Source organism: Actinosynnema pretiosum, assembly GCF_002354875.1.
Lineage (GTDB): Bacteria > Actinomycetota > Actinomycetes > Mycobacteriales > Pseudonocardiaceae > Actinosynnema > Actinosynnema auranticum.
Window position 1 is genome coordinate 3,962,658 of the sequence record NZ_CP023445.1, and the last position, 14,097, is coordinate 3,976,754.

Annotated in this window: 6 protein-coding genes; 3 read left to right on the forward strand and 3 right to left on the reverse strand. The window is 75.6% G+C overall.

Annotated elements, in window-relative coordinates; all coding sequences use genetic code 11:
* Positions 1 to 11: 11 nt before the first annotated feature.
* Positions 12 to 5,828: an Ig-like domain-containing protein gene (locus tag CNX65_RS37865; RefSeq protein ID WP_096494234.1), complete on the forward strand. Its 5,817-nt coding sequence runs from the start codon at positions 12 to 14 to the stop codon at positions 5,826 to 5,828.
* A 24-nt stretch (positions 5,829 to 5,852) separates the two neighbouring features.
* Here CNX65_RS37865 and CNX65_RS38355 read toward each other — a convergent pair whose 3' ends face one another.
* Entirely contained in the window at positions 5,853 to 6,116 is a 264-nt protein-coding gene (locus CNX65_RS38355) for a CofD/YvcK family protein (protein WP_408608529.1), read from the reverse strand.
* Positions 6,117 to 7,328: 1,212 nt separating this feature from the next.
* On the opposite strand from CNX65_RS38355, the gene CNX65_RS17005 reads away from it, so the two are divergent.
* Complete coding sequence (locus tag CNX65_RS17005; RefSeq protein ID WP_096494236.1) at positions 7,329 to 7,745, forward strand: hypothetical protein; 417 nt, start codon at positions 7,329 to 7,331, stop codon at positions 7,743 to 7,745.
* Positions 7,746 to 8,348: 603 nt separating this feature from the next.
* Complete coding sequence (locus CNX65_RS17010; RefSeq protein WP_157767691.1) at positions 8,349 to 9,464, forward strand: hypothetical protein; 1,116 nt, start codon at positions 8,349 to 8,351, stop codon at positions 9,462 to 9,464.
* Between the two features lie 111 nt (positions 9,465 to 9,575).
* On the opposite strand, the gene CNX65_RS17015 is transcribed toward CNX65_RS17010, so the two are convergent.
* Positions 9,576 to 10,325 (reverse strand): hypothetical protein, encoded by a 750-nt coding sequence (locus CNX65_RS17015; protein WP_096494240.1) that lies wholly within the window; start codon positions 10,323 to 10,325, stop codon positions 9,576 to 9,578.
* Positions 10,326 to 10,352: 27 nt separating this feature from the next.
* Positions 10,353 to 13,631: a coiled-coil domain-containing protein gene (locus CNX65_RS17020; protein ID WP_096494242.1), complete on the reverse strand. Its 3,279-nt coding sequence runs from the start codon at positions 13,629 to 13,631 to the stop codon at positions 10,353 to 10,355.
* Positions 13,632 to 14,097 lie beyond the last annotated feature (466 nt).

A 14,097-nucleotide genomic window follows, 5' to 3' on the forward strand; every position in this document is an offset into this window, starting at 1 on the left:
GAGGAGGTCGGATGCTGCGTGGTCGGCTGCGGCGGTTCGTCGGTGCGGTGGCGGCCTGCGCCCTCGGGGTGTCCTCGGTGGTGTGGTCCGGCCCGCCGGTCGCGCTGGCCGACGCGGCGCCCCGCTGCGGCGAGTCCGGCACGCCCTCGGTCGTCGCCCTCCAGGACAGCCACTTCCACGTCGACGCCGCCGCCACCGCCCGCCTGCTCTCCGGGTACGCCGGCTACCGCGTCACCGCCCCCACCGCCCGCTCGGGCCTGTGGCTGGAGCTGGGCGGCTTCACCGGCGGGGCCCTCGCGCTCGCCTCCGGCCAACCCTCCGCCCAACCGCTGCCCGACCTGGTCGGCGCGGGCGCTGCCCGCTTCTTCCTGCTCACCGCCACCGGCCCGACCCCCGCCCCGCAGACCCACACCGTCACCCTCCTGGACGGCCCGCCCGGCGCGGGCGCGGCGGTGTGCTCCCGCACCTTCACCCACGCCGACGTCGTCGACACCATCAAGGCCCTGGCCAACAAGGTCGACTCGGTCACCTCGGACGTCCCCGCCCAGGCCGCCCTCGGCGACGCCGTCACGGTCACCGTCACCGGCCGCACCGGCACCCTCGGCGCGGGCCCGGCCAACGACCCCGGCGTGCTCTCCTACACCCCCAACGCCCTGCCCGACTTCCCGGCCGCCGCCTGGCGGCTGGAGCGCACCGAGCTGCTGATCTCCCCGGACGGCTCCGCGCCCCCGACCACCTACACCAACGGCCTGTTCCTGTCCGGCGCGAGCGGCCCCGACCGCCCGTACACCGCCCGCTACACCTTCCGCGCCACCGGCCCCACCACCGCGCGCGCCCGCGTGCAGCCGATCCAGTACATCGCCAGCGGAACCCAGGTCAAGCACACCGACGCGGGCACGGCGGCGGTCGGCGAGCTGCCCCAGGTCTCCGCCCAGGCCCCGCTCACGCTCACCAAGTCCGTCACCTCACCGAGTGACGCGATCCTGAACGCGGGCGGCGGCACCGCCACCTACGCACTGCGCGTCACCAACACCGCCCAAACCCCCGGCGCCGTCGACCAGCTCACCGACACCCTCCCGAGCGACACCACCTACACCCCCGGCAGCGCCGAGCTCGACGGCCGCCCCACCCCCGACCCGGTGGTCTCCGGCGGCGCCCTGACCTTCCCCGGCCCGATCCGCGTCCCCGCCGCGGGCTCGACCACCCTCACCTACTCCCTCCTGCACGGCCCCACCCCCGGCCCGCGCCGCGACTTCGCCACCGCCCGCTACGGCACCGCCACCCTCGACGCCACCCCCGACCTGCTCACCAGCACCCCCGCCGAGGCCACCGTCACCGTCCTGGGCTCCTCCGCCCTCGCCCTGACCCCGGACACCGCCACCACCACCGCGGGCGTCCCCGTCACGCTCGACGTGCTCGCCAACGACACCAACGCCTCCGGCCTCCCCCTGGCGGTCACCTCCGTCGGCGCCCCCGACAGCGGCACGGCCGTGCTCAACCCCGACGGCACCACCACCTTCACCCCGGCCCCCGGAACCTCCGGCACCCGCACGTTCACCTACACCGCTGGCGACGGCCGGGCCTCCTCCACCGCCCAGGTCACCATCACCGTCACCCCCGCGACCAGGCAGGACCTCTACAGCACCGGCCGCGGCACCGCGCTCACCGGCTCCAGCGTCCTGGCCAACGACGCCTGCTCCTCCTGCGCGGCGGCCCTGCTCACCGCCCCCACCCACGGCACGCTCTCCTTCACCGCCTCGGGCACGTTCACCTACACCCCCACCGCCGGCTACACCGGCCAGGACTCGTTCACCTACCGCGCCACCGACAGCGCGGGCGGCTGGTCCACCGGCACCGCCCGCATCACCGTCGCCGACCTGGCCCCCGACTACGCCACCACCACCGCGAACACCCCCGTGGTCGTCCCGGTCCAGTCCAACGACCCCGGCTGCACCGGCGGCTGCAAACCCCAGGCGGGCACCCCGGCCGCGCGCGGCGCCGTCACCTACTCCAGCGGCGGCACGGTCGTGGTCACCTACACCCCGACCACGGGCCTGTGGGGCCTGGACGGCTTCACCTACGGCATCACCGGCAGCTCGGGCAGCGTCACCACCCCGGTCACCGTCCTGATCGCCCCGCCCGCCACCACCCTGCGCACCACCTACGGCCTGGCCGCCACCGCGCCCCTCCCGGCCGGCGGCTCCTGCCCCGGCTGCACGTACCTGCCGGGAACCCCGCCCGCCCACGGCTCGATCGCGGTCGACCCCGCCACCGGGGCCTCCACCTACACCCCGGCGGCGGGCTTCGCCGGGACCGACAGCTACGGCTACGTGGTCCGCGACCCCGCCACCGGCCTGCGGGTGAACGGCGCGGTGACCGTCGTCGTCGGCCCGTCCGCGCGCGACGACGCCGCCACGACCCTGCTCGGGACCACCACCACCGGCGACGTCGCGGCGAACGACAACTGCCCGGCCACCTGCACCCGCACCCTCGTCACCGCCCCCACCTCGGGCACGTTCACCCTGGCCCCGGACGGCACGTTCACCTACTCGCCCGGCGCCGCGATCGGCGAGTTCACCGCAGGCTACCGCGTCACCAGCTCGGTCTCCGGCTCCGCGAGCGCCGACGCCTCGGTGCGCCTGACCGTGCGCGGCGCGGCCGACGACACCGCCACCACCGCCAGCGGCACGCCGACCACCGTGCCCGTGCGCGCCAACGACCCCTGCGCGGACTGCACCCTGACCTCGGTGGACACCCCCACCTCCGGCACGGCCGAGCTCGACGGCCAGGGCGTCCGCTACACCCCGACCTCCGGCTTCTCCGGCCGAGCCACCTTCACCTACACCCTCACCCAGGGCGCGGCCACCACCACCGCGCGGGTCACCGTCACCGTCGCCCCGCGCGCCGTGGACGACACCGCCACCACCGTCGACGGCGTCCCGGTGGACGTGCTGCCGCTGCTCAACGACGTGTGCGCCAACTGCGCCCTGACCGCCGTGACCACCACCGGCCCCGGCTCGGCGGCCCACACCACCGACGTGGTCACCTTCACCCCGTCCGGCACCGGGACGACCGTCCTGACCTACGCGGCGGTGGACGGCGGCGGCGCGAGCCTCACCGGCGCCATCACCGTCGACGTGACCGCCGCCCCGACCCTGTCCGACGACACCGCGACCACCAGGGCCGACGCCCCCGCCACCGTGCCGGTCCTGACCAACGACACCTGCGCGGGCTGCGCGGTCACGATCGCCGCAGACCCCGCGCACGGCTCGGTGGCCGTGGACGTGCGCGGTCGCGCGGTCTACCGCGCCGCGCCGGGCTTCAGCGGCGTCGACACCTTCCGCTACACCGCGACCGACCCCACGACCGGCGCGCTGGCGAGCGCCGCCGTGGCGGTGACCGTGTCCCCGGTGGCCCGCGACGACACCGCCTCCACCGGGGTGGGCGCGCCGCTGCTGGTCGACGTGCTGTCCAACGACGACTGCGCCGCGTGCTCCCTCGCACTCGGCCCGATCACGGGGGAGGTGGGCGCGACCGGGGAGCCCGGCGGCATCCGGATCACCCCCGCCCCCGGCTGGTCCGGCACCGCCCTGATCCCCTACACCGCCACCGACCCGGCAACCGGCCTGACCACCTCGGCCGTGCTGCGCGCGGAGGTCTCCGACGCCCGCCCCGACGCCGCCGCGATCCCCTTCGGCCAACCGCTGACCGCGCTGGACGTCCTGGCCAACGACGACTGCCCCGGCTGCGCGGTCGTCTCGGTGACCCCGGCCGACCACGGCGCCCCGTCGTTCGGCGGAACCACGGTCACCTGGCTCCCCCCGGACGGCTTCTCCGGCCTCGCGGTCTTCGGCTACACCGCCTCGAACGGCTCCCGAACCACCTCCTCGACCGTCCGCGTCCTGGTCACCCCCGACCGCGTCCAGGTGGCCGTCCCCCGCGACGCGGCCACCCCGGTGCCCCTGCCCCTGGCCACCTGCCCCGGTTGCACCGCGGCCGTGCTGAGCCCGGCGGAGCGGGGCGAGGTGGTGCAGGACGGCGCGGCGCTGACCTACACCCCGACCACCGGTTTCCTCGGCGGCGACACCTTCACCTACCGGATCGCCGACCCGGTGTCGGGCCTGGCGGTGGAGGGCGGCGTCGACCTGCTGGTCGCCGAACCCGCGCCCGTCGCGGCCGTCACGGTGACCCCGATCCCGCCCACGACCGCCGCGGTTCCGCGCGCGGGCGACCGCGTCGAGTGGTCCTGGACCGTCCTCAACAGCGGCGGCGCCGCGCTCTCGGCCCTCACCCCCTCGGCGGGCGCGACCTGCGAGAGCGCCGACCTGGCGCAGGGCGCGAGCACCCGCTGCTCCCTGACCGACGCGCTGACCCAGTCCGAGGTGGACGCCGGGAAGGCGGTGCGCCGCCTGGACGTCACCGCCGCACCGCCCGGCGGCCCGACGCCGATCACCGGCGGAGCCGACTCGGAGGCGCCGCTCACCCGCGCGCCCGCGATCACCCTGACCGCGTCGGCGGAGCTGGACGGCGGGGTGATCGCGGTGACCTACCGGGCCACCAACACCGGGAACACCGGCCTGGCGCAGGTGGGCGTGACCCTGGCGGGCGGCACGGCGCTGACGTGCGACACCACGACCGCGCTCCCGGACGCCGTCGTCACCTGCACCGGGACGCACACCGTGACGCAGGAGGACGTGAACGCGGGCCGCTGGGACAGCGAGGGCACCGCCACGGCCACGTCGCCCACCGGAGCCCCGGTGACCGCCGGGGCGAGCACCAGCACCACCCTGACCGCCCCACCCACGACCACGACGACCACCGCCACCACGACGACGGTGACCACGACCGCCCCCACCACCACAACCACCGAGCCGACCACCACCACGACTCAACCGACGACGACCACCACCCAACCGACCACCACTCCGGTCACCACCACCCCCGTCACCACCACCCCGGTCGTGACAACGCCGGTCACCACCACACCTCCCACCACGGCCACAACAACAACGACAACCGCTCCCCAAGGCCCGATCTCCACCGTCTCCGGCCTCGTCTGGTTCGACCGCGACCTGGACGGCGCGCTCAACGGCAAGGAGTGGCCCCTCCCCGGAGTCCGCGTGACCCTGTCCGGCACCGGGACGGTCCGCGCCGCAGCGGAGGACGCGTACGCGACAACCGCCTCCGACGGCTCCTACCGCTTCGAGGCCGTGCCACCGGGCTCCTACACCGTCTCGGCGACCATCCCGTCGACCGCGGGCTTCTCGTACACCTCGGACAGCGACGGCCGCGCCGACTGGTCCGTCCAGGTCACCGCGACCGGAACCGCCCCGGCCCGCGCGGACTTCGCGGGCATCGGCAAGGGCGCCCTGGGCGGCACGGTCTTCAACCGCGACACCCAGGCCCCGATCGCGGGCGCCGAGGTGACCTGCCGCTGGGCGGGCCTCGACGACGTCCCCGGCACGGCCGACGACGTGGAGATGCCCGTGGGCGCGGGCGCGGACGGCTCGTTCGCCCTGGACCAGCTCCCGTACGGCCGCTACTCGTGCTCCGGCGTCGACCCGGTCACCGGCGTCTCGTCGGACGAGGCGGTCCTGGACGTCCTGTCCGCAGAACCCGTCCAAGCCGAACTCCCCCTCGGCGGCGCCCCCGCACCCACCCCACCCCCGGCGACCCCGCCCACCCGCGACCCGCTCCCGACCCGCGATCCCTTGGCCGCCACCGGTCCCGGCCCGCTGCCCCTGCTCCTGGCGGGCGCCCTGCTCCTCAGCCTGCTCGGCGCCGCGCTGCGCTGGTCGACCTCGCCCAGGCGCGGGAAGCGGGGCTGACCCCCGTCCGCGCCGCCCCCACCGTCACCGACCGAGGAAGTCCGCCGGCTCCAGCGCCCGCGCGGCCATCGCGCGGGTCCGGTCGAGGCCGGTCATCAGCAGCGGGACCGCCCGGCAGGCGATTCCCGGTCCCCGCACCCGTTCCACCGCCGCCGACGTCCGCGCGCCCACCGCCGGGAGCAACTTGTGCGCGAACCCGCGCACCGGCGCGTCCCCGTCGACCGGGGAGATCCCGACCACCGGCGCGGCCGTGGCGCGCAGCGCGGCAGTGCAAGGTCCGCTCGCCACCGGGGCCGTCGACGGTCACCAGGGTCTCGACGGGGTCGTCGGTGGAGGGCAGGAGCCGGACGACGGGCCGCCCCCCGGCTGGTTCGGGCAGCCACCGCGCGCACAACCGCCGGGTGACCTCGCTCAGGGCGTGGCCCTCGCGCAGGAGTCGGGTGCGCACGACGTGCGTGGCACCCCACCGCCCGGGGTGTACATGACCGTGTCCAGGTCCGGGCACACGCGCAGGCCGTGCACGGTGCTGTCGTCACCGTTGTTGGCGACGACGGTCAACCGCGATCCGGGTGCCGAGGCCGCCAGGTGCGCGCACCCCCAGCAGGAACCGCGCGCCACCCGTGCCACCCGCCAGTGCCGCGATCCGCACAGCCGCTCCCCACCCGTTACGCCACACCACCGCTCGGGGCCCCGCCCACCTCGCGCACGGCCCGCTCCAGGTCGGCGGGCGTGTTGACCGCCCACCACGGCCCACCGACCCGGTGGCAGGCCAGGAGCCGCCGCTCGGCCAGCAGCGCGAGCGCGGCGTCGTGGTCCCCCCGGTCCGCAGCAGCCCGACCGGTTCCGGCCCGGAGGCGTAGACGCCCGCCGCACGCGCCCCCGGCTCACGGCACTCCGGCGAACCGGGCGCCACGGCTGAGCCAGGCGGTGCGTTCACGGCGGCTCCCGGCCGGTCGAGGAGGAACTGCGCTCGGACTGCCCGCCCCGACTGCGCGGCGTCCGGGTCGCCGGTGTCGACAGGCCGTGCGAGTAAGCGCCGAGCCTGCGGAGCGCCCGACCACCCACCCGATGAGAGTGATCTGGGTCACACTATTTTTCTTTTTCAGGGTTCGATCCCCAACTTCACTCGTTTGCCCATGTTTGTCCGCGCGCACCCGCAACGGGCGGGCGAATGCGCGGCGGGTCGGGTGGCGCGCCGACGCCGTGATCCGCTTTCAAACCTCGGAAGAACGCGCATATCGGACATCGCGACGATCGTCGGGGGCGGTCGTGGACACCTGTTCGGTGCAGTTTAAAAAAGCTGTCGAGCAATTCGGTTGCATAGTTCGCATGATGCAAACTCGAAGGTGAATCGTTCTTCCCTGGCAATCGGAGTAAATTACCATTATGTTCCGGTGCGGTTCCGGAAAAGGTCATTCGCTTTCTTTTCAACGACGTGGTTGCGTTTGTCCAACGCCAACTCCGGCGACCACGGAGAAGTGATCAGAACCAGGAGTCCTCGTGATCAAGCGCATCGCCACCGGCACCGCCGCCCTCGCGTTCGCCCTGCTCCCCGCGCTCGGCGCCAACGCCACCGCGCAGGCCACCACCCCGACCCCGCCGCCCAGCGCCTCGTGCGTCAACTCCGACCCGACCGGCCTGGTCAACGTGGTCACCTGCACCATCAACACCACCGTCCAGGTCCCCATCGACCTGCCCGACTCCGTGCTGACCTTCGGCGACGTGCTCAGCAACAACCACGTCCTCTCCGGCAACGAGCTGACCCTGCTCCAGACCACCATCAAGGACGTCCTCAACCACAACACCGTCCAGGACAACCTCGTCTTCAAGCAGGCCCTGGTCGACGCGCTCAACAACCTCGACATCGACATCATCGACGACGTCACCGTCTCCAAGGTCTTCGTCGACGTCCTCTGACCCACGATTCCCCGCCGAGCGCGGGCGGCACTCCCGCACCGGGAACGCCGCCCGCGCTCGCCGCTCCCGCAGTCGACGAGCCACCTCGTTCAGCCCTTCTTCGCCCCTTGCAGTCCCTCGCCCTCCTGGCCCGGTCGAATCCGGGTGTCGCGTCACGCGGGCGCACGAATCGGGACTCGGCGACGACCACGCGGACGGGTAGCGCCTGCGGCGAGGTGAACAGCCGGTCAGGGGCGAAGCGGGTTTTCACCGTGCTCCTGCTCCTGGACACCTGCGCGCCGAGCGAGATCACCCGCGGGGTCGCAGCTCCGATGGGCCACCTGAGCGGTGGACCCCGGCGTCGTCCGCGGAGCGCGGGTAGTCCTCGAAGGTCGGCGACGGCCAGGACCGGGTGGCGTGCCCCGTCCGGGAGCGGCGCCAGGAGCTCGGGCGCGGACAGCCCCCGGTGCGCGGGATCGTCCAGCGCGGTCACCAGGTCCGGGCCGTCCCGTTCTCCCGTAACGATTCCCCTCCACCGCCGCAGTTCTGCGGTCCGCGGGGAAACGCCCCGTCCCGACGCCACGACTACCGGGAACCGGTGCGGTCGCGGGGAGGGGAGTCGGCGTGGACGAGAGGGCTCAACGCTGGTTGGTCGTGGTCATGGGCTTCGTCGCGCTCGTGGCGGGCGGGGTGTTCTCCGAGTGGGTCGCGCGCGTGTTCTCGCTGCGCCCCGGCTCCGGTTTCGACGGCGGCGGGACGTGGCTGCTCGCCTGCGCGGCCTGCTGCGGGATCGGGGCGTGCGCGGTGTTCCTGCTGCGGGGCAAGGCGGTCCGGCGGTTCGTCGCGACGGCCGTGGCGACCGGGCGCTACCCCCGCCGCCGCTCGCCCGCGCTGCCGCTCACGCTCGTCGGGGTGCTCCTCGTGGTGCTCGCGGTGGGCTGGGTGTTCGCGCTCGGCTCGCTCGTCGAGCCGATGACCCAGCGCTGGGGCGACGGCGGCGCAGGCTCGCTGCTGCTCGCCCTGCTGGCGGTGCTGGTCGTGGGACTGCACTTCTCCTGGCGCTTCCGCAGCCGCGCCGAGGTGCCCCCGCTGGTGGCGGCCGGACTGGCGCAGCCTGCCCCGCCGCCCGAGATCCCGCGCGGCGCGCGGGCGTTCTCCTGGCGGGCGCGGGAGTTCACGCAGGGCGTCGTGATCGAGGGGGTGTTCTTCGTCGTCCCGCTCCTGGGCGCGGTGCTGTCCGGGGAGTTCGACTTCGACGAGCAGACCCAGCAGGGGCTGTTCATGGTGTTCGCGGGACCGGGGCTGATCAGCGGGGTGCTCCTGCTGCTGATGGTGGTCCCCGCGCCGCTGCGCTGGGTCGCGGTGGACGCGCTGCGGCAGCCGTCGTCGCTGATCGCGCTCGCCCTGGTCGGCGGCGCGTTCGCGGTGGACTGGGCGAACGAGCGCGGCGGCGTCCCGGCCCCGCTCCACACCGCCGCCCAGGTGGCGGTGCTGGTCGGGGTGCTGCTGGCGTCGGCCACCTGCATGGGGATCATGGAACGCGGCCCGCAGCCCTGGCTAGGGCTCCACTACCTCGGCTTCTCCTACCTGGTCGGCTACCTGACCACGCCCGGCGGGACGATCAGCCAGCCCGAGGGCGTCTCCGGGTGGGTCGCGGCACTGGGCGCCCTCGCCTACTGCCTGCGGGAGGGGCGCGAGCACTGGGAGCGGCACCACGGGGTGCGGTCGCTGGCCGGGTGACCTGAGGACCGCTCGGAGGTCCCGCACCAGCGGCTTCCCCGAACGACCGAATCCCCCTGCCCGCCCGCGACCGGTCGCCCGCGACCCACCCGCGCGCCACTCATCCACCCGTCACCCGACAGGCCTGGGCGCGTCCAGGTCGATGCCGCCCTCGTGCACGATCCCCGGCCGCGTGAACCGGATCTCCTCGTCCAGCTCCCACACCCCGCCCGCCGCCAGGGTCGCCTCCCTGACCTCGCCCAGGAACGCGTTGAGCCGGGGCGTGTGCAGCCGCGCCAGCGGTCGGTTGTCGTGGTGCGGCACGCCGTCGAAGTCGTCCGACAGGAACCCCACCACCCACGGGAACCAGATGTCGCTGCGCAGCACGAACCGCACCGCCACCACCCCCGCCGCCGGTGGTCGCGCCGGGTCCACCAGCGGGCCGGTGATCCACAGCGGTGGGCAGTCCAGCACTCGCGTCGGCGAGTCCGCCGCGTCCGCCGGGCGCAGCTCCCGCAGCAGCGCGCCCAGGTCCTCCACCGGCTCCTCGACCACCTCGCCCCGCGCGTCGGCGTGCGCCACGAGCGCGCTCGCGCGCAACCGCGCCCCGTCCACCTCGGCCACCCCGGACGACCCGAAGTGCCCGAGGTCGACCGTCCCGCCCTCGGCGAACCGGCGCGCGAGCACGTCGGCCAGCGCCCCGTCCCGCCCCGCGTCGAACCCGGACGCGGGCGCCGCCAGCACCTCGTGCACCCGGTGCCGCTCACCCGCCCCGACCACGGTCAGCAGCCACTCCAGCAGCCGCTCGGGGTCCTCGACCCCGCCGAGCCGGGCGGTCCACCGCACGAGCTGGTCACCGCTGGTGATCCACAGGTTGTCCATGCCGTCCCCGGTCAGAGTCGTCCCCGGTCAGAACTCGTTCGCCTGGAACACGTGGGTCCCGGTGCCGTTGCCGACGCGCACCTGGTCCGCGCCGACCACCATCCTCGCATCGACCCCGTTCTCCCGGAGCGCGTCCAGCAGCGTCGCGCGCTCCAGCGGGAACAGCGGGTTGACCTCGGTGGTGATCCGGACGTCGGCCACCCTCAGGTAGCCCGCGGGCGGGTGCTCGCCGGTCTTGCCGGTCAGCTGGGCGCACGCCTTGGCGAGGTTGTCGACGACGGCCTGCGCCCCCTTGCCCGTCACGACCTTCTGCTGGACGGCCTCGCGCGTCCCGTGGTCGATGATGTCCGCCCCGCTCCGCCTGCCGTCGGCGGTCCTGGCCTCGGTGGACCACTCCAGCGCCACCCGGCCCCTGGTGGACCGGTCGGCGATGTCCTGCAACGTGGTCAGCTTCCCGCGCGCGGGCGGCCTGTTCGCCAGCTCGGCCCGGATGTCCTGGAGGAACGCCCGCAGCGACGCCGGGTTCTCCAGGTTCCCGCTGGTGGTCAGCCGGTGCACCTCGTCGGCCGCGCCCACCGCCCTGGCCAGGTTCGCCACGTCGACGGCCACCTTCGCCTGCACCCCGCCGCGGACCAGCGCGTCGACGACCTCCACGCCGCGCGCGCCGAGGTCGTCGACCAGCAGCACGATCCGCTCGGCGTCCAGACCCGCGTCGAGCAGCCGCTCCAGCGCCCCGCTCCGCGCGAACGCCTCCACCTCGCCCGCCCGCCCCATCGGGACCGCGCCGTCGACGAACTGCCACGCCGCGCCCTCGGGAATCCCGGCCTCGGTCAGCACGTCCAGCAGCGCCAACCCGGTCGGCCCCCGGTAGGCGGAGGCCAGCGCCACGCGCTCGGGGTCGACGCCCCGGCTCAGCAGCCGCTCCGCGACGACCACGTCCGAGCCCGCGTCGCGCAGCACCGCGACGACGTCCGGCGACAGCCCGAACCTCACGCCCAGCGCGGCGTACGGGTCGACGACCGGCGCCGGGACGGGCTCGACGGGACGCTCGGGGACCTCGGGCGTCCGGCTCGGCTCGGGCGCGGAGCTCCTGGGGACCTCCACCGGCGGCGCCTCGCCCGGCGGCTCCGCGGTCCGGGGCGCCCCACCCCGCGGCGGCTCGGCGGCAGGCCCCTCGGCCACCCCGCCACCCCGCTTCGACAGCCCGCGCAGCAGCAGGATCGTCGCGATGATCAGCACGCCCTCGGTAACCCGCTCCGAGCGCTCCTCGACGCCCAACCCCTTCCACGTCACCAGGTCCACGCCCGCGGCGCCCTCGACGAGCTGCGTGAGCCCCACCGCGCCGCCCACCGACAGCACGAGGACCCCCAGTGCCGCGCCGACGTCGACGTACCAGGGCTGGTCGCCCCACGTGGCCCGGTACGCCCTCCAGCGGTCGATGAACCCGGTGATCAGCGAGTACACCAGCAGCAGCACCCCGGCCACGGCCAGCGCCACGAGCGCGCCCGCCACGCTCAGCGCGACCAGCTTCAACGCCACCAGCACGACGAACACCACCGCCGCCACGGCGAGCAGCACCAGCAACCCCTCGGCGAACTTCGTGACGGCGCTCCAGACGCCGGAGCCGATCCGGGAGAGCAGCGAGGCGTTGGCCTCCTCGTCCGCCTGCTCGGCGACCTTCCCGAACTCACCGGGCGACTTCGCCGCGACCGCGTCGTGCTCGCGCAGCTTCCCGTCGACCTCGGCCGCCAGCTCGGCGGCGGTGTCCTCGCGCTGCCCCACCCACGTGCGCGCGGCGGAGTCCACCTGCTCGTCCAGGCCCGCGACGTGCTTCCCGACGACCTGCCCGTGCTCGTCGCGCAGGCCGTCCACCGCCGTGCCGACCACCTGCCGCGTCGCGCTGTCCGCCCGCTGGACCGCCTGCGCCACGCTGTCCTCCACCTGCGCGGCCCGCTCGTCGACCTGCGCGCGCTCCTGGTCCAGCGCGTCCCCGAACCGGGAGACCAGCGCCCCCTGCTCTGCGTCGACCCGGTCCACCGACCCGGTCAGCCGCTCCACCGCGTCCACCCGCGAGGCGCGCAACCGGTCGCCGACCTGCCGCCCGAACTCGTCCAGCGCCTCGGGCGCGACGCCCTCGGGCGCTCCGGCGAGCGCGCCCACGGCGGTCGCGCCCCCGTCCGCGAGCTGCGTCGAGGCGGCCCGCTCGGCCGCGTCCACCCCCTCCGCGGCACGTGCTGCCCCCACCCGCAGCGCCTCGACCACCTGCGCGTTCGCGGCCCGGATCCGCGCCACCGAGGCGGCGCGCAGCCCGTCGAGCGCGCTGTCCGCCTGCTTCCGCAGCTCCTCCAGCGCGCCGCCCTGCCCGCTGCCCAGCTCGCCGATCCGCGCCACGGCCGCGGCCGTCGAGTCCACCAGGCCACCCTCGACCTCGTCGGTGCCGTCCCCGAGGTCGCGGGCGAGGGCGGCGCCCGCCTTCCGCAGCGACGCGGCCAGCTCGCCCGAGGACTCGCGGACCTCGCCCGCGACCTCCCCGGCCTGCTCCCGCATCCCGCCGACGACCTCGCGGCAGGCGCCCGTGACGGCCCCGCGCACCGCCGCGCGCGTCTTGTCGTCCCCTTGGTGGGCGGCGATCCGCTGCCGTGCCGCCTCGCTGACGCGCTCCTGCGCCCGCCCCGAGGCGCTCACCGCCCGCTCGGCCTCGGCGTCCCCGCCGCTCACCGCGAGCCGCGCCTGCTCGTCGGCCGCCGCCACGGCCCGCGCGCGGGAGGCCGCGACCCGCGCCCGCAGGTCCTCCCGCGACGCGCCCCCCACCCCCCGAGCCTGGACCGCGCCGTCGGACGTCGCGCCCACGACACCCGCCGCCGCGGCGGCGACCAGCGCGGCGACCTCGGCCCGGTGCGCCGCGACGGAGGCGGTGACCCCCGCGACCTCCCCCTCGGCGCGCGCGTTCGCCCGCGCCACGCGGGCCTCGGCGCTCCCGGTGATCCGCCCGCGCAGCCCGTCCGCACCCCCGGCCAGCTCCGCCCGCTCCACCGCGACGGCCGCGCGCACCCGGTCCCCGACGACGGCGAGGTCGGGCCGCGCGGCGAGCACGGCGAGGTCGACCTCGGGCGCCTGCTCACGCGTGCTGGAGCCGCTCCCCACCACGGACGTGACGGCCCTGTTGCCCGCGGCCTGCTGGAGCCCGACGAGCATCGCCGGGGACCGGGGCGCCTGCGGCCGGGGCGGCGCCTGCGTGGCCGCGCGCTGCTCCGGCCGACGCGGCACCACGGGCCGCTCGGCGCCCACGCTCTCCCGTTCGGGCATCACCCCACCCCCGGCGCCACAGTCCCACCGGGACCGGCGCCGGGGACACGTGCTCCGGTGTGGACCTGAGTGCGGCGGGTGCTGCCCCTTCGGGCGGTGCGGGTGGCCCGTCAGGCGCCGTGGGCGGGCAGCGGCGCGACCCGCCCACCCGGCACACCCGCGCAACGCCGGGAACACCACGAAGGGCAACCCGCCGAGCACGCGCAGCACCCCGGCCCCGACGCGGAACGGGAGCGCGTTGCCGGGCTCGACCCCCTCGTGCCGCAGCAGGCGCACACGAGACCGGCCGGGCCCGAGACTCCGGCCCGCGCCACCTGCGCGACGCCTTCCCCCGGCTCACCCCCGGCGTCGATCGCGCCCGGCGCACCCGTCACCCCCGCCGAACGCCGTTCCGGCGACAGCGTGAAATCCGCCTGCTTCGGCTGCCCGTCCCACGGCAACGCCGGAGGGCGCCGGATCGGCGACC